This window comes from Calothrix rhizosoleniae SC01 (assembly GCF_900185595.1).
Taxonomy (GTDB): Bacteria; Cyanobacteriota; Cyanobacteriia; order Cyanobacteriales; family Nostocaceae; genus Calothrix_A; species Calothrix_A rhizosoleniae.
Genome location: NZ_FYBH01000269.1, coordinates 1 through 21,713 on the forward strand (window position 1 = coordinate 1; position 21,713 = coordinate 21,713).

The 21,713-nt window shown below is 39.6% G+C and carries 13 protein-coding genes and 2 pseudogenes; 7 read left to right on the forward strand and 8 right to left on the reverse strand.

Features of this window, described 5'->3' with window-relative positions:
- Nucleotides 1-64 precede the first annotated feature (64 nt).
- From nifH to CALSC_RS15955, 7 genes and pseudogenes are all read left to right on the forward strand, one after another.
- Nucleotides 65-550, forward strand: a pseudogene (gene nifH / locus CALSC_RS15925) (nitrogenase reductase); the annotation flags it as partial.
- 180 nt (nt 551-730) lie between these two features.
- The gene (gene nifD / locus CALSC_RS15930) at nt 731-2,218 is read left to right on the forward strand and encodes a nitrogenase molybdenum-iron protein alpha chain (RefSeq protein WP_088242299.1); all 1,488 of its coding nucleotides are present in this window, start codon (nt 731-733) and stop codon (nt 2,216-2,218) included.
- Nucleotides 2,219-2,411: 193 nt separating this feature from the next.
- Nucleotides 2,412-3,719, forward strand: a complete 1,308-nt coding sequence (gene nifK / locus CALSC_RS15935) for a nitrogenase molybdenum-iron protein subunit beta (RefSeq protein WP_088242300.1) — start codon at nt 2,412-2,414, stop codon at nt 3,717-3,719.
- A gap of 836 nt (nt 3,720-4,555) precedes the next feature.
- Nucleotides 4,556-4,879, forward strand: a pseudogene (locus CALSC_RS28055) (RNA-guided endonuclease TnpB family protein); the annotation flags it as partial.
- Between the two features lie 301 nt (nt 4,880-5,180).
- Nucleotides 5,181-6,686 carry an efflux RND transporter periplasmic adaptor subunit gene (locus CALSC_RS15945; RefSeq protein WP_088242301.1) on the forward strand — a complete coding sequence of 502 codons (1,506 nt, stop codon included), beginning with the start codon at nt 5,181-5,183 and terminating at the stop codon, nt 6,684-6,686.
- Nucleotides 6,687-6,864: 178 nt separating this feature from the next.
- On the forward strand, nt 6,865-8,130 hold the full coding sequence (locus tag CALSC_RS15950) for an ABC transporter permease (RefSeq protein ID WP_088242302.1): 1,266 nt from the start codon (nt 6,865-6,867) through the stop codon (nt 8,128-8,130).
- Between the two features lie 140 nt (nt 8,131-8,270).
- A complete protein-coding gene (locus CALSC_RS15955; protein WP_200817653.1) occupies nt 8,271-8,981 on the forward strand; it encodes an ABC transporter ATP-binding protein in 711 nt (236 codons plus the stop codon).
- A gap of 182 nt (nt 8,982-9,163) precedes the next feature.
- On the opposite strand, the gene CALSC_RS15965 is transcribed toward CALSC_RS15955, so the two are convergent.
- The 8 genes from CALSC_RS15965 to aroF form a co-directional block, all read right to left on the reverse strand.
- Nucleotides 9,164-11,539 (reverse strand): ABC transporter ATP-binding protein/permease, encoded by a 2,376-nt coding sequence (locus tag CALSC_RS15965; RefSeq protein WP_235006809.1) that lies wholly within the window; start codon nt 11,537-11,539, stop codon nt 9,164-9,166.
- A gap of 149 nt (nt 11,540-11,688) precedes the next feature.
- Nucleotides 11,689-12,834 (reverse strand): bifunctional chorismate mutase/prephenate dehydrogenase, encoded by a 1,146-nt coding sequence (gene tyrA / locus CALSC_RS15970; protein ID WP_088242304.1) that lies wholly within the window; start codon nt 12,832-12,834, stop codon nt 11,689-11,691.
- 310 nt (nt 12,835-13,144) lie between these two features.
- Nucleotides 13,145-13,762 carry a hypothetical protein gene (locus tag CALSC_RS15975; RefSeq protein ID WP_088242305.1) on the reverse strand — a complete coding sequence of 206 codons (618 nt, stop codon included), beginning with the start codon at nt 13,760-13,762 and terminating at the stop codon, nt 13,145-13,147.
- Between the two features lie 62 nt (nt 13,763-13,824).
- Nucleotides 13,825-14,958 carry a 3-oxoacyl-ACP synthase III family protein gene (locus CALSC_RS15980; protein WP_088242306.1) on the reverse strand — a complete coding sequence of 378 codons (1,134 nt, stop codon included), beginning with the start codon at nt 14,956-14,958 and terminating at the stop codon, nt 13,825-13,827.
- Between the two features lie 12 nt (nt 14,959-14,970).
- A complete protein-coding gene (locus CALSC_RS15985; protein WP_088242307.1) occupies nt 14,971-16,737 on the reverse strand; it encodes a ScyA-related TPP-binding enzyme in 1,767 nt (588 codons plus the stop codon).
- 355 nt (nt 16,738-17,092) lie between these two features.
- Nucleotides 17,093-18,631, reverse strand: a complete 1,539-nt coding sequence (locus CALSC_RS15995) for a class I adenylate-forming enzyme family protein (RefSeq protein WP_088242309.1) — start codon at nt 18,629-18,631, stop codon at nt 17,093-17,095.
- Between the two features lie 201 nt (nt 18,632-18,832).
- On the reverse strand, nt 18,833-20,548 hold the full coding sequence (locus tag CALSC_RS16000; RefSeq protein WP_088242310.1) for an HAL/PAL/TAL family ammonia-lyase: 1,716 nt from the start codon (nt 20,546-20,548) through the stop codon (nt 18,833-18,835).
- 93 nt (nt 20,549-20,641) lie between these two features.
- The coding region (gene aroF / locus CALSC_RS16005; RefSeq protein ID WP_235006810.1) for a 3-deoxy-7-phosphoheptulonate synthase at nt 20,642-21,713 on the reverse strand (1,072 nt) is incomplete at its 5' end.

Below are 21,713 nucleotides of genomic sequence, written 5' to 3' on the forward strand. Positions count from 1 at the left end.
AGTAGGGGGAGAAACCCTATATATTTTGTACGTTATAATTTTTTGCCTGTAAGTAGCGGAAAGTGGCGGTTTCGCTATGCCTATTCGTGAAGGTAAAGCACAAGAAATCTACATCGTTACCTCTGGTGAGATGATGGCGATGTACGCTGCAAACAACATCGCTCGTGGTATTCTGAAGTACGCTCATTCCGGTGGTGTACGTCTAGGTGGTTTAATTTGTAACAGCCGTAAGGTTGACCGTGAAGACGAGTTGATCATGAACTTGGCTGAAAGACTCAACACCCAAATGATCCACTTCGTACCTCGTGACAACATCGTTCAACACGCAGAATTGCGTCGTATGACCGTTAACGAGTACGCTCCTGAAAGTAACCAAGCTAAAGAGTACGCTGCATTAGCGAAGAAAATCATCAACAACGACAAACTCACCATTCCTACACCAATGGAAATGGATGAACTAGAAGCTCTGTTGATTGAATACGGTCTATTAGATGACGATACCAAGCACGCAGAAATCATTGGTAAGCCTGCTGAAGCTACTGCTAAGTAAGTAGTGCTGTAGTCACAGCGAAGTAGGTTCAACAGATGAGGAAAGTGTGAAGTATGAAGTATGAAGTATGACATTGATTCTACTCTCAGCCTTCATTACTTCTCCTCTCCTTCCTTCCCCTTTTCCATCCCCTAGCCATCATTCCATTCCCCCATCCTAAACACTAAATAGAGGCAGACTATGACACCTCCTGACAAGAATCTTGTAGAAGAACATCAAAAGCTAGTTGAAGAGGTACTCCAAGCTTATCCTGAGAAAGCACGCAAAAAGCGTACCAAACACCTCAACGTTCACGAAGAAGGTAAGGCTGATTGCGGTGTTAAGTCTAACATCAAATCCATTCCTGGTGTAATGACCGCGCGTGGTTGTGCTTATGCAGGTTCCAAGGGTGTGGTTTGGGGACCTATCAAAGATATGATCCACATTAGCCACGGTCCCGTTGGTTGTGGTTACTGGTCTTGGTCTGGTCGTCGTAACTACTACGTTGGTGTAACTGGTGTCGATTCTTTCGGTACCATGCATTTCACCTCCGACTTCCAAGAACGGGACATCGTTTTTGGTGGTGACAAAAAACTTGTCAAAATCATCAACGAAATCGAAGAACTCTTCCCTCTCAACAATGGTGTTTCTATCCAGTCTGAGTGTCCCATCGGTCTAATTGGTGATGACATCGAAGCTGTAGCTAAGAAGACATCTAAAGACATTGGTAAGCCTGTAATTCCCCTACGTTGTGAAGGTTTCCGGGGTGTGTCCCAGTCCTTGGGTCACCACATTGCTAACGACGCTATTCGTGACTGGGTATTCCCCAAGTATGACGAAGCGAAGAAAAACAATAGCCTTGATTTTGAACCTGGTCCCTACGATGTATCCTTAATTGGTGACTACAACATCGGTGGTGACGCTTGGTCTAGCCGTATGTTGTTGGAAGAAATCGGCTTGCGCGTAGTTGCTCAGTGGTCTGGTGATGGTACTATCCAAGAGTTAGTCCAAGGTCCTGCTGCTAAGTTAACCTTAATCCACTGTTACCGTTCCATGAACTACATTTGTCGTAGTTTGGAAGAAGCTTATGGTATGCCTTGGATGGAGTTCAATTTCTTTGGTCCTAATAAGATTGCTGCATCTCTCCGTGAAATTGCTTCTAAGTTTGACGAAAAAATCCAAGCAAATGCTGAGAAAGTAATTGCTAAGTATCAGCCAATCATGGATGAAGTACTTAAGAAGTACCGTCCTCGCTTAGAAGGTAAGACCGTAATGCTGTATGTTGGTGGTCTGCGTCCTCGTCACGTTGTCCCCGCATTCCAAGACTTGGGTATCGAAGTTATCGGTACTGGCTATGAGTTCGCTCACAATGACGACTACAAGCGTACCACTAACTACATTGATAACGCGACCATCATCTATGATGACGTAACTGCTTATGAATTCGAGGAGTTTGTGAAGCACAGACATCCTGACATGGTTGCTGCTGGTATCAAAGAGAAGTATGTCTTCCACAAGATGGGTCTTCCTTTCCGTCAAATGCACTCTTGGGATTACTCCGGTCCTTATCACGGTTATGATGGATTTGCTATCTTCGCTCGTGACATGGATATGGCGCTCAACAGCCCCACTTGGGACTTAGTTGCTACCCCTTGGAAACAAACTGCTGCAAAAGCTAAGGCTGCCTAATTCTTGAAATATATGGATAGCCTGGGGTGTTCACCCCAGGATGTGAGGGAGGAATGGTGAATGCTGAATGCTGGATGAAGGATGAATTTCATTCATTATTCATAATTCATCACTCGTAACTCCCTCCAGAGGTGACAACCCAATGGCTATCCCCCTTACCAGCTAATTACTCAGAAACTAGAGAGATACATCAATGCCACAGAATCCAGAGAAAATTGTAGACCACGTTGAGCTATTTCAACAGCCTGAATATAGCGAACTATTCAAGAATAAGCGAGAACAGTTTGAAGGTGCACACCCCCAATCAGAAGTTGAGCGGGTTTCTGAATGGACAAAAAGCTGGGAATATCGGGAAAAGAACTTTGCTCGTGAAGCTTTAACCGTTAACCCTGCTAAAGGTTGTCAACCCTTAGGAGCTATCTTTGCTGCAGTTGGTTTTGAAGGTACTTTACCTTTTGTCCAAGGTTCTCAAGGTTGTGTAGCTTACTTCCGTACCCACCTTAGCCGTCACTACAAAGAGCCATTTTCTGCCGTATCTTCTTCTATGACTGAAGATGCAGCCGTTTTCGGTGGTTTGAATAACATGATTGATGGTTTACAGAACTCTTACCAGCTCTATAAGCCTAAAATGATTGCTGTTTCTACTACCTGTATGGCTGAGGTTATCGGTGATGACTTGGGTGCATTCATTACCAACTCTAAGAATAAAGGTTCTGTTCCTCAAGAACTTCCCGTTCCTTTTGCTCATACTCCCAGTTTCGTAGGCTCTCACATCACCGGCTACGACAATATGATGAGAGGTATTCTTTTAAACCTGACTGAAGGTAAGAAGAAGAGCACCAGTAATGGTAAATTGAACTTTGTTCCTGGTTTTGATACCTACACCGAAAATAACCGTGAAATTAAGCGGATGCTCGGTTTAATGGGAATTGACTACACAATTCTCTCTGACAACAGCGACTATTTGGATTCTCCCAACAACGGCCAGTACGATATGTATCCTGGTGGTACTAAGCTGGAAGATGCAGCAGATGCTTGTAATGCTAAAGATACTATCTTTTTACAGCACTATGCTACCGTTAAAACCCAAGAGTTTGTTAAGAAAGAATGGAGTCAAACAACCAAGGTTCTACGTCCTTGGGGTGTTAAGGGTACTGATGAATTCTTGATGGCATTGTCAGAAATGACTGGTAAGCCCATTCCTCAGGAGTTAGAAATAGAGCGCGGTCGTTTAGTTGACGCAATGACTGACTCTTATGCGTGGATTCACGGTAAGAAGTTCGCTATCTATGGCGATCCCGATTTGATTCATGGTGTTACCAGCTTCTTGCTAGAATTGGGTGCTGAACCTGTACACATTCTCTGTAACAACGGTGAAAAAGCATTTCAGAAAGAAATGGAAGAAATGCTCAGTGCTAGCCCCTTCGGTCAGCAAGCTAAAGTTTGGATCAAAAAAGACTTGTGGCACTTACGTAGAGTAATGCGCTTCCTATCAGGTTAGTTTAGTCCATGTGTCATATCATGTCTGCCTGATTACTTATGATATTGCCATCCATGCAAAAATCAACCAAACTCTTTCTTCCCTTGCTCCCTGCTCCCTGCCCCCTTGCAGTCTTAACCGGACATGATATCAGATCAGGGATTTGGCTCCTAAAGCAAAAGCTAAATATCAATTTTTATGAACCAGGATGACTTAAAACATAACTTTGATGAATAATAATGATTACTTATTGATAAATTTATAGATACAAATATCAGTAAAATTTATATTTAGCCCTTCAACCTAGATATGAATGAAATTTTTATCACAAAAATTTGATAAAAATTTTAATTTGTCAAGTATAAATATGCAATTAATTATGCAGTAACTAGCTAGACCTAAGAATAAAAAATTTAGCATAATAATGAATATTGCAGCCAAGCTGCCAAAAAGTTACGGTTAATATATTAAGATTTTTAAATTCATCCCCTGAGGACTTATGTAGAAATAATCTGTACAGCTTTTATATGGAAACTATATTTATAACCTATTTCAGATAAAATTTGTACAATTTTATTTTTGTATGATGCCTTATATCATTACAGATGGTACTAAGCTTGCGTGCCACCAAGAAGGAAATTATTTTTTGTTGGAATATAGACTTTTATCTATACATGTAGGAGGTGGATGGAGAAAGATAAGGGAATGCCATTTGCTCTTAGATTGAGAAATCTGAAAGATTGCAGTATCTTATATTTACCCCCATGTATTTTGTTTAAGTTACATATATTTTGTTTAAGTGGTTAGCTTATGGCGAACGTGATAGCATAAAATTGTAGATTTGGTTGTTCGGGCCGGTGATAATTTACGAGTTCAAATGTCAAGGGAACGATAAGCGGTATCGTGTAATAGATAATGCTATTTGCACTAGCCAATTTATCCCAAATAAATGTTTGCGTTACTGGATGGACAGCAAAGATTTAAAGCTTGACAAGTATGTTCTTAATAAATATTGTGCGGTATTAGCCACCGATTTTCCCTTTGCCAATGAGCTTAATTTAATGGCTCTATCATCTGCTGCAGAACCTGCTTGGAACTCAATAGCAAGGTTTTACAGCAACTGTAATAAAAAATTCAAGGTTAAGAAAGGATTTCCTGATTTTAAACATAATTGTCGCTCAAGTGTGGCTTTAAAGTGAAAAAATCTCTATCTCTATCTACCATCACTCATGTATGCCTAGATTGCGGATACATGGCATACAGAAGCATAAATGCCAGTATCAATATTTTGAGACTAGGATTTAGTACTATGAGGCACACGGAAACTTATGCTACAGGAGATTTACCCTCTTGGGCAGTTACAAGTCTACTGTCTAAAAGCAAGTCTGTGAATGTAGAATCCTCGTTTATTTAGAGGAGGAGTGTCAAAACTTCGATGTTTTTACCCCATTAATGTTCATACTCTTATCATTCCTATAAATCATGAAAACTAATACACATAATCCAAAATATTCATCATCAAAATTCACTAAATTTTCTAGGTACAAAAATCTAAATCGTTTACTATTTTGGTTTTTGGGATTTATTTTTCTTGGAGGAGCAGTCCATACAGTCCACTCTTTATTTACTGCTAATATTACCCAAGCACAAAATAAATTTTTGACTGCTCCAGTGACAAAACAAGACCTAAAAATGATAGTTTCGGTCAATGGTACTATTGAGCCAGAACGTACAGTTAATGTCAGTCCAAAAAATGCGGGAGTTGTCAAAAAATTATTAGTTAAAGAAGGTGATTTGGTCAAAAAAGGGCAAATCATTGCCTATATGGATGACTCAAATCTACAAGGAGATCTCCTCCAAGCTAGAGGAAAATTAGTTTCGGAAGAAGCTAATTTACAAAAACTAATTTCAGGGAACCGTCCTGAAGATATAGCTCAAGCTGAAGCACAATTAGAGGAAAGCCAAGCAAATCTGAAAAAACTAATAGCGGGAAATCGTCCTGAAGATATAGCTCAAGCTGAAGCACGTTTTCAAAGCTCGAAACTGTCTTTGAAGAAAGCTGACGAGGAACTCCAGCGATATCAAAAATTATTTAAAGAAGGTGCAATATCAAATCAAGATTTTACTACTTATCAAATAGACCGAGATAAAAGTCTATTAGAAGTACAGGAAGCTAAAAAAGCTTTAGCATTACAACAATCAGGTACCCGTAAAGAAGATATTGAACAAGCACAGGCAAAAGTTAAACAATTACAACAAGCTTTAAAATTAATTAAAATCGGCAGCCGAAAGGAAGATATTAAACAAGCACGGGCTCAAGTTATCTCTGCACGCGGTTCCTTAAAGACTATACAAGCTCAAATTAACGATACAGTCATTAGGGCACCCTTTGATGGTTTAGTAGCCAAAAAATATGCGGATCCAGGTTCTTTTGTGACACCAACAACTGCAGGAAGTGCTGTCTCTTCAGCACTGTCTTCTTCGATTTTATCACTAGCATCAACAAATCAGGTGGTAGCAAATTTATCTGAATCAAATATCTCCAAAATTAAGATTGATCAACAAGTAAAAGTTGCAGTAGATGCTTATCCAGAAAAGAAAATTCAAGGAAAAGTCTCACAAATTGCATCTCAAGCAACTATTGAGCAAAATGTCACTAGCTTTGAAGTAAAAGTAGATATCACTTCTGATAATGAAAAAATATTAAAATCTGGAATGAATGTAACTGCTGAATTTCAAGTTGGTGAATTGAAAGATAGTTTAGTTGCTCCAACTGTTTCCATTGTGCGTCGAAAAAACCAAAGTGGTGTCTTTATTGTTGGGGCAGATAAAAAACCCAAGTTTGTCCCGATTGAAACTGGTGTTACAGTTAAAAATAAAACTCAAATCCTTTCTGGAATTACTGCTGACAAACAGGTTCTAATTAGTTTCCCCCCAGGGATGAAGCCTGATTCTCAACCACGAGGTATGTTCCCACCTGCTCCATAAGTAAATTGTAGTCATTTCCAAATACTCTGATTGAGTACTTATGATTTACTTAAGTGTCACAATCCGATCAAATCAAAGTAGAGGGTAAAATATCATTAGATAGATATTTAAAAGCTAGATAAAACTGAATTTAATGGGACTAGTTGGCATTAAATATATCGATATTGAGAGATGATTAATGGTTTTAAAATCACGTAAAACTGAAACTTCTATTTATTATATAGAAATCTTTTCAATGGCAATAGAAGTGCTGTGGAGTAATAAATTACGCACAGGACTAACTATGTTAGGGATGATTATTGGGATTTCTTCCGTAATTGGTATTACTTCTATCGGTCAAGGTGTACAGAAAGCTACAGAAAAAGAGATCCAATCGCTAGGTACAAATGTATTACAAATATTTGCTGGTGCTGCAGTTAGAGGTAATATTAGTCAAGGATTGGGTTCAACAAGTACTTTAACTTGGGAAGATGCGAAAGCAATTGCTTCCCAAGCTGTATCTGCTGACGTTGTTTCTGCCTATTTACAAGGTAAAGAACAAGTTGTTTATGAAGATAAAAATACTTCTACAAATATTTATGGTACTGATCTAAATTATCCCGAAGTTAGAAATACTTATCCACAGGAAGGAAGATTTTTTAATCAAGAAGAATTAAATGATAGTAAAGAAGTAGCAGTTTTAGCTCCTACTGTTAAACGTAATTTATTTGGAGATAAAAAGAACATTGTTGGTAAAGTAATTAGGATTAAGGGTGAAGCTTATAAAATTATTGGAGTCATGGAAGCTAAGGGCTCTCAAGGTCCTACAGATAGAGATGATGCAATATATATTCCCCTCACAAGTATGTCAGCGCGAATTGTAGGTAATAATGCTTTATCTGGAATTTCAGTTAATAATATTTTAGTAAAATCTAAGACTCAAGAACAACTTATTGCGGCTCAATTTCAAATTACAAATTTGCTACGTATTCGCCATAATATATACCCACCTCAGGAGGATGATTTCCGAATTACCAATCAAGCTGATATTATTAAAACTTTTACTAGTATAGTTGGCTTGTTGACAGTTATGGTAGTTGCGATCGCGGGAATTTCTTTGGTAGTTGGTGGCATTGGGATTGCTAATATTATGCTCGTTTCGGTTGTGGAAAGGACGCGAGAAATTGGCATCCGTAAAGCTGTGGGAGCAAAGAATTCTGCAATTTTAAATCAGTTCCTAGCTGAGGCCATTATTATCTCTAGTATAGGAGGTGTAATTGGTATGGGGGGTGGTATTTTAATTGCTTCTGTTGCATCATTAGCTTTTAATATCCCTTTTGTCATTTCAGTTTCATCCATCGTTGTTGGTTCTGGACTTTCATTCAGTGTAGGTTTATTAGCTGGAGTTATTCCTGCTCGCAATGCATCTAAATTAGACCCAATAACAGCTTTACGTAGTGATTAATTATGGGCTTATACTAATAATTTATGCTGGTTAATTCAGCTAATCAATAAAATATATAACTTAGAGCGTGCCATTTTTTTCACCAGCCCATATCTTGTCTCCGAGTAATAATTTAGTATTTTTGATGGACAATAAATAAGATGATTTATCTCGAACATATTAAAAAAAATTATCACTTGGGGGAAGCTAGTATTCCCATACTCAAGGGCATTAATTTGTCTATTGAAGAAGGGGAATATGTTTCTATTATGGGTGCATCTGGCTCAGGTAAATCTACATTAATGAATATTCTTGGTTGTTTGGATAGACCAACAGAAGGAAAATATATTCTTGAAGGCAGAAATTTAAGTAGTTTTAATGATGATGACTTGGCATATATCCGCAATCAAAGGATAGGTTTTGTATTCCAACAATTTAATTTATTGCCTCGTGCAACAGCTATAGAAAATGTGATGTTACCAATGATTTATGCTAGTGTTTCTAGGCGAAAACGCCGTGAATTAGCAGAAAAAGCGTTGACAAAAGTAGGACTAGTTGAACGCATGTTTAACCGTCCAAATCAACTTTCTGGAGGGCAACAACAAAGGGTAGCGATTGCACGGGCATTAGTTAATCAACCAGCTTTAGTTTTAGCAGATGAACCTACGGGTGCGTTAGATTCTCAAACATCTCAAGAAGTGATGGATTTGCTATCAGAATTAAATGAACAGGGAATTACCATTGTGATAGTAACTCACGAACAAGAGGTTGCAGATCAAACCAAAAGAGTTATCCGAGTTCAAGATGGTTTAGTTCTCAGCCCTTCAGACAAAGCAGAAGGCAGAAGGCAGGAGGCAGGAGGGAAAAAATAAGTTTTAAGGTAAGCCTTTTTGCCTTGCCTAATTTCAACTTTCTGCTTCCTTCAAATCTTAATTCTAATCTTGTCAGTAGAATCTTGAATAAAATAATTATATAGGCACAGAATCAAAAATAGACATCTCCAAAGTAATAAAGATTTTGGAGATGTCTATTTATATATTTAAACTGATATCTGTTACCGTAATATCGCATTCAGATCAGTTTTAACATTATTTGCTAATTGTAAGGAATAGAGATTTGCGTATACTCCCCTTTGATCCATCAATTCTGTATGAGTCCCTTGTTCGATGATTTGTCCTTGCTGAATAACTAGTACCTTATCTGCGTTGGTAACAGTAGACAGACGGTGAGCAATAATAAAGCTGGTACGACCTTCAAGTAAATTAGTGATTGCTTGTTGGACTAAATTCTCTGTTTGGTTGTCAATATTACTTGTTGCTTCGTCCAAAATCAGGATTCTTGGGTTGATCAAAACTGCACGAGCTATGCTAATTAGCTGTTGTTGTCCTTTACTTAAATTTACCCCACGTTGTCCTAATTGTGTTTCATAACCTTGGGGCAAACTCAAGATAAATTCATGAATATTGGCAACCTTTGCCGCGTTTTCAATTTCTGCTATTGTTGCTTGAGGATTTCCAAAGGCAATATTTTCAGCAACGCTACAGCTGAAAATTACAGTATCTTGTGAGACAATACCAATTTGACGGCGCAAACTTGCTTTTGTGACTTTTCTGACATCTATGCCATCGATTTTGACTGCACCATCTGTGACATCATAGAAGCGAGATATCAAGCTAATTATTGTAGTTTTTCCTGCACCTGTTGCTCCAACTAATGCGATCGCTTGCCCTGGTTGAGCATCAAAGTTAACTTGATCTATACCCTCATCAACTATGAAAATTTTGTCAGCATTTCTAACTATATTACTAATACGTTGGGTAATATAAATTAAGGTGTGTTGACGTTGCTCCATGAGAAGATTGAAGGATTTTTGAATTAATGCTCCTGTTTTGGCATCAACAGCAGAAAGGCTCTCATCTACAATCAGAATTTTGCAATCATTGAGTAATACGCGAGCAATAGCAATTCTCTGTTTTTGTCCCCCTGATAAACCAATTCCTCTTTCCCCAATTACAGTATCATAACCATCAGGTAAACTAATAATAAAATCATGAATTTGAGCAAATTTTGCCGCTTCAATTACCTGGGATAGGGTAGCATCTGGTAATCCGTAAGCAATATTTTCACGAATAGTTCCAGAAAATAAATTTGCATCTTGGGAAATAAAGCCAATATGAGAGCGCAAACTACTTAAACTTAAAGAGCGAACATCATAACCATCAATCTTAACTATTCCCTGGGTTGGGTCATAAAAGCGTGGTATCAATTTAGCAATTGTACTTTTACCTGATCCAGTCATTCCTAAAATAGCTACTGTTTCCCCTGGCTCAATATCAAATGAAATATTATCGAGGGTATTTTCTTTAACTTCGGGATAGCAGAAATCAACATTTTCCAAAGAAATTCTCCCTTCACATTCGTTCAAAACAATTGCATCGGGAGATTCCTTAATTTCAATATCTGCATCTATAACTTCATAAATCCTCTCAGCTGATGCTGCTGCTTGGGCTACTAATGAGGAAGCGAAACTAGTCTGGAGAAGTGGTTGGATAATAAATACTAAATATGAATTAAATGCAATCAATTCACCAATAGAAAATCTGTTGTTAATTACCTCTAAACTTCCAAGTCCTAAAATTACAACTGCCAGTAAATTACTTAATAAAAAGATGACAGGGAACGTATTCCGCAGTGCATAAATAGTTTTCAGACTGGTTGAGAAAAACCCTTGGTTGGCGACGGTATAACGGTTTACTTCCGTTTCTTCACGGACAAAAGCTTTAATGGTACGTACACCAAATAAATTCTCTTGCAATACTCCATTTAAATCATCCAGTTGCATCTGCATTTTACCGAACAAGGGAGCATTCGTTTGAAAGAATTTGCCCAGTAAAATCATGGAAATAGGTATAATTGACAATGCTATGAGGGCGAGTTTCCAATTCATTACCAGCAAAATGATGATGCTGGTTAATAGCACGATCACAGAACCAAAAATTTGCAGGAGGGTTGTACCAATGAAAACGCGAATTTGTTCAATATCGTTACTAACGCGGGTCAATAATTGGGATGCGGGGGTGCGCTCGTGGTAACTTAAGTTTAGATGCTGGGCTTGGGTAAAAAATGCATTTCTGAGATCATAAGCAATACCTTGAGATATAGCCTCTGCCAAAAAACTTTGACCAAAATTGAACAATCCCCGGATCACAGCCAGCAGAACCATTAATCCCCCACAAATAAAAATCACCTGTAGGTCCTTTTTGGCAATACCCGCATCAATTCCCCAGCGAATTAATTGAGGGGTTAAAATATTCGCAGCCGTCAGCATTAACAAACTGGCGATCGCACCAAATACCATTCTGGGATATTTCCCCAACTTTGCTAAAACTTGATTAAGCGCTTTAATTGATACATCTGGTTGTTTTTTCATAAGTAATATGTCTAGTATTTGTTAAAAGAGCCAATTAGTCTTAGTTAGGCTTTGCATAAGTGGGGGATGGGCATTGCTGAATTCAGGTATGAAAAGTTTTAAGTACCTGATTTTTCCCATTTCATCCTGCAAATCAGCAACACCTTTAGTTAAATCATATTTGCATTACATAAATCAACTTTATCCTGGGGGATTGGTGTTTCGCTGATTGGTACAAATTGATTTTGCTGGACTTCATTTGCTGTTAATAGGGAAGTCAGCGCATTAATAACATAATTACTTTCTTGGAGACTGTCAGTAGCTTCTTCGCCAAAAAATTGCTGTAATCCTTGCAATTCCGAAATTAAAGAGTCTCGATCCCCCTGGACTACTAACTGTGCTATTCTATTATTAGTATTTGCCAAGCGAGCGATCGCATCCCGTCTTTCTGGGGTTGCTAGGATAATATCTGCAACCATTGGTGCAGATTGAGTAATTAAGCGGCTAATTATACCAATTTCTTGTCTGTAAATAGGAGTGGAAAAATCTAAAGTTCGGTTGATATCCACCTTTTCTTCTGATAGAAAAGCACCGGAACTAAGGGTGATAAAGTGGCGGATTGCTTGCACAATCACCATCACTTCATCATGCTCTTCAGGTGTAGAGAAAATCAATTTTCCCCCTTCACCTACCATCAAATTTAAAAACCAGTGGAACTGCTCTTCCAATCGCCCTGGAGACACTACAATTTTTTGAGATAGAAAGGATGTCACCCCAGGGCCAAACATCGGATGTAAGCCCATGACAGGTCCGCTATGGTGGGATAGCATGGCTTGCACCACAGAAGATTTGATACTGGCGATATCGGCTAAAGCTGTAGTTGGGGAGAGGTATTGAGAAACTTTACGAATTACTTCTAAGGTATATTCAATGGGAACACAAACCAGAACTAAATCGACTTGATTTAGTAAATATTCTGCTTGATCCCAATCTCCAGTATCCAAAATGTTAACATGATGTCCGGCGGCAAATAATTGCTGTGAAAAAAAACGCCCCATTGCGCCTCTACCACCAATTACAGTTACTCGTCGTGGTTTAGAAGGTATTAAGGATGATTTTTTATGAGCAAGAGCAGCAATACAACCAACTAGGATATTTTGCCAGATAAGGGTGGGAACTCCAGCCTGTTTTAGAGTTTTTTCGTAATCAGATAATGTTGTTTCTAAATCAGAGGTGGATGATTCGGCTAATGCTGTGATTCTTTTACCTAATAGTTGAATTATTTCTTGGTCAATTTGTCTTAGTTGGTGTTGCATTTTATCGTTCCTAAAAGACAAAGTGTTTTTCTCAGGACTTAGTTATGTTTGAGTAATTAATTCAATTTTGGATTTTATGTTAATAGTTTAATAATTAAGGTATTTGTGACTTTTGATGCAAAATTATCAATCCAAAATTGCTTGAAATGGCACATGCATTGAATCTTATTACCCAGTACCACATCTTACACCTTCTGAATAAGGGTAAGGTGAGCAATGCCCACCCTCAGATAAAATATGATTTTCAGATTTTGAATTCTTCAGTAATCTTGTGGTACTAGGTGTGAATATATTCTCCCCTAGTCAAGTTTCAGTCGGAAACTTTCTCTATCTCAGTCTTAACCTGTGAGATTAATAGGGGCTCCCCTAATGTTTTCGGAAAATCGACATTTGGGAAAATCGCAATTTCAGCAGTATCTGGAACTTTCTTTGGTGTCTTTACAGACCCATTAAATGCTCCTTCTGGATACTTAAAATAGCTTACGAATGTGTAGGGACTGTCGGTTCGCTCATAACTGTAAACTTGCAATAAGATGAAATCAGCAGGAGATGTAACATCATAAGTATCATCTCCATATTTTTCATCATGTTGATTTTTCAGTTTAGTTAATAAATCATCCTGCTTCATCCGAGGTAAGAAAACAATTATATTACTCTTCTGACCTGCAAAATTTCCTTTTTCACCGACATCTACTTTGAAATCAGTCACTCCTCCATAATAAGCAGTCAGGAATGGTGATTTAAACGGTGCGTTTTTATTCGGCTCGGTAGTATCATTATAAATAAAGTAACCATTAACTTCCTCCCCTGTAAATTTGAATTTGTATATCGCAGCTTCAGCCGGGGATGTGTTAATGGCTCCTTGGAATAAAAATACTGCCATCACGATTGCCAATACAACGGGTATTTTTTTCCAGAAATTCATCATAACCTCGCACAATTATCTAAAAAAGGGACGAATTCCCCCTTTTCAGGGGGATTAAGCAGTAATTAATTGGGAATCAGAACTTTTTCCTGTGCTTGAGAAATACTCAGTGGGGGAGCAGGAGCAGGTCCGAGAGCCACATCACCCCAGCGCATAACGCTAGCACCAGCATTAGATGAGGAACCCATTGTATAAACAAGGACTAAATCGTTCTCTCGAATTTTACCCGATTCGGCAGCGTGATAAAGATTCGCAATGGGGAATGTTGGACCAATATTGGCATAGAAGGGATTCAGATTGATGGTACGCTCTGGATCGATACCTAGGGCACGGGTACAAACCTTTGAATACCAAGCACTGGGGGTATTGAAAGCAAAAAAGTCAATTTGATCCAAGGAGACATTGGCAGCAGCAATAGCACCATGACAGCACAGACGAATGAACTTGACTGTGGTTTCATTAAACATTTTGCTGGCACCTTTTCCACCCCGGATGAACATTTTCACATTACCTTGTTCATCAGTGGTAAATTCGTTATAGAAAGCACCACAGGTCGCAGCAGTATTAGCAATTTTACTACCCAGGACTCCTTGACTCTCTTTCAGATGTCCAACTACAAACGCTCCAGCGCCATCCCCGGATAAAAATGCCAGGGTATCATTTTCGTCAGTATAGCGAGAGTAGGTAGTTGAAACTACTACCAAAACATTGCGATACTCTCCTGTCTGTACCAAAGAACAGGCAGTTTGGAGAGAAACTAATGCGGAAGTACAGGTTGATTCGATATTCCATGCCGCATTTTGCAATCCTAATTTACCAGCAAGAAAGGCAGCATTTCCTGGTGTAACTTGCTCAGGGAAGAGAGAGGTAACTAGCATCAAGTCAATATCTTCAGGAGCAAGCTTTGCTGCCTCTAGTGCATCCATAGCTGCACTATATTCTAAGGATAGGGAAGTTTCATCGGGAGCTACTACCCGTCTTTCTACTGTACCGCGAAACGGATCTGACATATAGGGAGCTAATTCTTGGGACCAGATATCTGTGGCACCCTCCTCATCGGGTGCAAATAATCTTGCCAAGGTTTTCTTTTCAGCTACAGCCACCATCTCCGGATAGTTATCTCGATAATAATCGTTTGTGCGGATGATGCTGGGAAAATTGAGGGCGATTGCTCGAATACCAACTGGTTTTAAGTTCATGATTTTTCTCCTTTATGATTCAATTGCCCCTTGTTCGATGAGGCTGCGAATTCTGCCACCAATGGGAGCGGGTTGTTTCGGGTCTAGGTTAATGTCTACAACGAAGGGGACTTGGGCTGCTAAGGCTTTTGTTAAAGCTGCTTCCAGTTCCGATTCTTGAGAGACACAGATGCCATCTCCACCCATTCCCTGGGCTATTAGGGCAAAATTTGTACTGGGTATTTGCGTATCTACCCCTTTAAATCCCTGTAAATTCATACCTTGAGCGCACATATTGTAACGCCCGTCATTCAGTACAATCCAAACGGCAGGGATATTAAATCGAACAGCAGTACTCACTTCGCTATTCATCAACATTGCCCCATCTCCGACAATGGCAACAGCTTTGGTGTGACCTCCCCAAGATGCGCCCACAACTCCAGTCACCGCATGACCCATAGCTCCCATACCAGTACTAATACGGTAGCGTCCTGGTTGATTAAAGCACAGTCTATTGGTTGCCCAAGCAAAGGAATTTCCAGCTTCAGCCAGGATGACAGCATCGCTACCTTCCACAATTACTCGTTGGATTGTATCCATCAAGAAGTCTGGTCTGACTAAACCATCTGTATGGGCAGAAGTTTCTTGTTTTTCTGGATTAGGCAAAGATAAACTGCATGTCTGCCCAGGGCTGAGAGGGAAGTATTGGAGTAGGGATTTGAGGAAAATTTTAATCTCTGATTGAATCGAGAAAGTTGGGGCGGATGGGTAAGCAACTCCCGGTACTTCCGGGTCAATATCTACATGGATGAAGCCACCAGCCGGTACCATTTCAGGATCCCAGAAAGAAGTAGGTTCACCTAAACGGGTTCCCAAAACGAGAATGCGGCAGGGTTTTTGCTCTCGCATATATGTGAGAACAGAAGTATGACCGCTAAATCCGGTTACACCGACAAATTGAGGATGATTTTCGGGGAAAATACCCTTAGCACGAGGGGAACACATGACCCCAGCCCCTGTAGATTCTGCTAATTGCTTAATTTCGGCGGCAGCTCCTCTGGCACCAAAACCAATCCAAATAGCAAAAGGTTCCTGGGAAAGTAACTGCACGCATTCAGCCATTACATTAACACTGGGAGCTAATTCCCCACGCACAAATCCTACCTGGGGTTGTGCAGTGCATGGTGTGGTTTGAATTGGGGTAGGGATACTTATATGGGCAACAAAACCTCCTGGTTGGGATAACCCTTGAGCAAGTCTGCGAGAAATTTCCGGAATTTCATCCCCAGTTTCGATGATTGTTGCGTAATTAAATAGGGGTCCTGGGGTAAATAAACCAGAAATTGGCATTGTGTGAGAGCTGGTTTCTTGACAAGCCCAGCGTCCACGATTACCTGTTGCAGTTGCTGCAGACAATAAAATTACCTTAGCACCTTCCCCCCTTGCAGCCAACAATCCGGTCAATGCGTTGGTTATCCCTGGTCCGGTGGTTGTAAATACTACCACTGGACTATCACTAGCGAAGGAGGCTTCACAAGCAGCAAAGGCTGCTCCCGATTCGTGGCGGAAGTGGAGCACTTGAATATTGCTGCGGTTCAGAGCTGCCCACAGAGGTCCGATTCCCCCTCCAGAAATACCAAATGCAGATTCCACCCCCATCTCTTCTAACATCTTGACTACAGTTTCTCCAACTGTAGTTTGGTTAGTTGATTGAGTCAATTTATCGCTGTCAGGTGGCGAGAAAATTGAAGATCCACCAGATGATGTATTATTAACTGTTTGGTAAGACTTGGTATTCATATTGATTAAAAGAATAAGAAATTATAGCTTGTGTTGGATGTTGGCAAAATTTTCGTTGTTGACAAATTTCGTTGATTGTGTCTCCTTCCTCCTCGAAAAGAGAGGGAAGTTTAATATTATGGTTAAGGACAAGTACTTGATTCAAAGTATCAGCAAATAGGAGATTATACAATAGCTGTTCGCCAGTTTTGTGTATCTGAATATTTGCTAATGCGGATATAGTTGTGCTTATGTTTGTAGTTAATTCCATCATATTTTATTACTGTGTCAAACGAGTTAAATAAATTTGCACAATTGTACAATCAAGGAATTAATTACTGCATGAAAGTATGCTATTTCAACTGTACCGCAGTATTCATCTTGTCTGAACTACTAAACTTTTATTATTAGTTACAGCAGCAAATTCTTCTTCGCGCAGAATTTTTTTCATGATTTTACCTGTGGGATTTTTTGGTAGTGAATTGACAAATTGAATGTTGTGAGGAATTTTGTATGTCGCCATTCTTTGGGAACAGAATTCAGTTATTTCTGATTCCGTAGCTTGGCTACCAGTTTTACATACAATCTTGGCTTTAGAGATTTCGCCTTTTATCGGGTGAGGAACTCCATAAACAGCAACTTCAACTACATCATGATGTTGATAAATTACGTTTTCAACTTCTGTAGGATATATCTTAAATCCAGAGACATTAATCATGTCTTTTAAACGGTCAGCAATGTAAAAAAAGCCTTCTGAATCCATGCGACCAATGTCACCGGTATGCAACCAACCATTTTTAAGGACTTTTTGAGTTGCTTGCAAATGGTTCCAATAACCAAGCATGACATTAGGCCCTTTGATAATTATTTCCCCCAACTCTCCTGGCGATACTTGTTCACCGTGAGGATCGACAATTTGCATTTGCACATTTTCGATGGGGACTCCAATAGAACCAAACTTATATTTGAAGTTGTGGTTATAGCTAGCGCAGGGTGATGCTTCAGTTAAACCATAGCCTTCATTAATTACTTTCTTATACCTATCTTGCCACATATAAGCAATTTCCATAGGCATGGGAGCAGCAGCACTAAAGTAATACCGCAAGCTTCTGAAGTCAAATTTAGAGGTGTCTTGATTCAGTAATCGGATAAAGATAGTTGGTACTCCAAAAAACATCGTTATCTGATATTTACTGATGCTTGACAAAACTACTTCTAAGTCGAATCGCCTTTGTAAAATGATAGTTGCACAAACATTGAGTCCAGCGTTGAAGATCGCATTTTGACCAAAGCAGTGAAACAGAGGTACATACAGTAGTAATTTATCATTTCTACTCATTCTGCAACAGCGATTGTGGGCAAAAATATTGGAAATGATGTTTCCGTGAGAAAGGGTTGCACCCTTGGGAAAACCTGTAGTTCCAGAAGTATAGACAATACTTGCAGGGGAATCCCATTGCATATCCATAGCGCGAGCTATGGGAGAAGCATTGCTAATCAAGGTGGCAAAATCTATATCTTGCTCGGCTGCACCTTCAGCAATTAAAATGTGTTGCAAATGGGGTACATCAGTTTCTACTAGCTGGGAACGCCCTGATGCTGTGGTCAAAATCGCCTTAGCAGTACAATCATTGAGAATGTAACTAACTTCAGTCGATTTGAGCATTACATTCAGGGAAACTACGATCGCACCTATTTTCAGAATTCCCAAATATGCGATCGCAAACTCTGGTATATTGGGCAAAAATAATGCCACGCGATCGCCTTTCTCAATTCCTAACCCCTGTAGTGCGTTAGCCGTACGGTTAACTAATTGGTCAAGGTGTTTGTATGTATAAGATTTATCTTCGTAGATGATGGCCGTTTTATCCGGAAAGATACGATGACCACGCTCAATATGATGTGCAATATTCATGGTAATTCGTAATGTTCCTTTCAGAGGAACTGCGGTAATTTAATTCCTAATGCCTCTTGTGGAGGAGTTGCACTTTAAGCGAAAGGGTGCCTTGAGCTTTATGTAATTAAGAAAATAAGTTACTCCCAAAAATCAATGATCTAGTTTCTAGGCTTAACCTACTTTCTATACTCGCCCTGCACCCTGCTCCTCACATTTAGCCTATGATTTAATCTCTTTCAAGCCAGATATAACCTGATTAATTGCAGCGACAATTTTCCCTCCATGAGTGATATCATCCGCAATTTTACTAATATGTAAATCTAAAGCTTGCTCGTTATCATTCCATATGTAGGGACGTTCCTTACTTGGCGGTTGTCCTACTACATCCCGGATGGCTACGTATAAATTTTCAGTGGCTGGTGATAAAGTTGCACGAGCATCATAATGTCCTTCAACTTTATGGGTACGTAAATCAACCGACTGCACAGCAAACATCAAAGCTACAGCTATATATTGCTGGAAAATTTCTACACTGGTTCGTGCTAAATTAGCCGAAGCAAATCCCTGACTATTAATATTTTGATTGTATTGTTCAGCATGGGTGGGATATCTATCGGTAATGGAATTTCCATAGAATGACAACAGGGGCATAATGGAATTACCAGTAATTTGTAATCCCTTTAAACCCATATTTACAGTGCGCTTGGGATTTCCTACTAGGGATGGAGACAGCCCATGATTAAACTCTGGAGCTGCTAGATAAGCAATTTGTACGTCTAAATGTTTTGCCAATAGACCGATATAATAGCGCAGTCTATCCATTCCTACACCAATATATTGTCCAAGGAAATTACCACCATGGTAACTGGCCTGATTCTCGAGATCAATTAAAGGATTATCCGTCGCAGAATTGATTTCTACCTCGACCTGTCCAGCAATTTCCTCAATCCCATCGACAATCGGTCCCATATACTGGGCTAAACAGCGTAGGGAATAACGATCCTGAATTGGGTGTTCATGGCGATAATCATGGGAACCATCTAATTCATCCCGAATTAAACGGGAACCAGACAATAACTCTAGCATTTGCTCAGCAGCCCAAACTTGCCCGGAATGGGGTTTGAGCTTATGAATATATGGATGGAAAGATTGATTAGTACCTTCTAAACCTTGGATTGCTAAAGCATGGGCTGCCACACTCAAGGCTAATAGTGTCTTAGTATCTTGGACACAATTAGCAGCGATCCCAGTCATTACAGAAGTACCATTCATCATTGCTAATCCTTCCTTAGGAAGTAATTGCAATGGTTTTAAACCCAGTTTTTTCAGTGCTGTTGGTGCATCCATCTCTTCACCGAGAAAATCCACGGTGTAGCTAGAATCTAAACCAATTAATGCTCCGGTAATATATGCTAAAGGCGTTAAATCTCCACTAGCACCAATTGAGCCATATTCACAAACATGGGGTGTGACACCAGCATTTAAGAAGATCAGCATTCGCTCAATCAGTTCCAGACGAATACCCGATGCACCAGCAACATGAGAGTTAGCCCGCAGAAGCATGGCAGCACGAATATCAGCGAGAGGTAATTTTTTCCCTGCACCTACTTTGTGATACCGCATCAAATTATTTTGCAGTAAAACCGCAGATTCAGGAGAGATAACTACATTTGCCATACCACCAAAACCAGTGGTTACACCGTAAATTGGGTCACCAGATTCAACTGCACGACGAATAAAATCGCAGGATGCCTCAATATTTGCTATTTTTTCTGGATCATCAGTTAGACAGACTTTTGCCCCATGACGTGCTACGTTAATGACCTCTTCAATAGTCAAAGGATGATCACCTACAACTACAGAAGCATCTGAACGACCCAAAAATGGAGATTCTGTCTGGGAGCCAGTATTTTGAATTAAACGAAGTGTATCCATAATTCTTGACTAATATTTTCAGTTTTAACTAGATGAACTGACGAGTTGAATTTGATATAAGCTTCAGCACTCAAATTTGCAAAAGATGAGACTTTAGTGTAGAGATAAAGATGGTATTCCTGAATCTACTAACTCCTTGGAATTAATATAGTTATTCATTTTGCTATCATCATGCTGTTCTTGCCAACGGCCAAGGACTTGACTTAGAGGGATCATTTTTTGCATGAATTCCTCAAAACCATGTAAATTCAACGATTGAGGACCATCTGACAGCGCTTTTTGGGGATTAGGGTGAACCTCCACCATCAGAGAATCACAACCAGCAGCAGTTGCCGCCATTGCCATAGTAGTTACTAGTTCCGATTTACCAGTACCGTGGCTAGGATCAATAGCAATTGGCAGGTGAGTCAAGGAACGTAAAACAGGAATTGCAGATAGATCTAAAGTATTGCGGGTATATTTTTTATCAAATGTCCGAATTCCCCGTTCGCAGAGAATTACGTTGGGATTTCCTGTTGCTAAGATATACTCCGCTGACATTAGCCATTCCTCAATAGTGGCTGACAAACCACGCTTGAGTAATACTGGCTTATTGGTTGCACCGACTTTTTTCAAAAGAGAAAAGTTTTGCATATTGCGGGCTCCAACCTGAAGGATATCTGCAACTGATGCAATCAGAGGCAATTCAGAAGCATCCATCACCTCAGTAATAATTCCCAAGCCAGAGACCAATCTAGCTGTTGCTAACCATTCTAAAGCACTTTCCTTATGTCCTTGAAAAGCATAGGGCGATGTTCGAGGTTTGTAAGCACCTCCCCTAAGAAATCTGGCTCCTGCAGCTTTTACATGCAACGCCGTTTCCACAATCATCTCTTCGCTTTCCACAGAACAGGGACCAGCAATTACTACGACAGGATGATTTTGACCAAAGGTCACAGTTCCAGAAGGTGTATGTACCTTCACATCACTGGGTTCGCCATAACGGAATTCTAAACTAGCCCGTTTGAAAGGCTTATCTATCTGCAACACTTGCTCAATACAAGGGTTTAAATTTTGGATTTGTTGCAGATCGATTTCTGTTGTGTCCCCAATCAAACCGATTACTACTTGGTGTTTACCTACAGACACTTCTGGTGATATGTTCCAGCGACGAAGTTCTGTACAC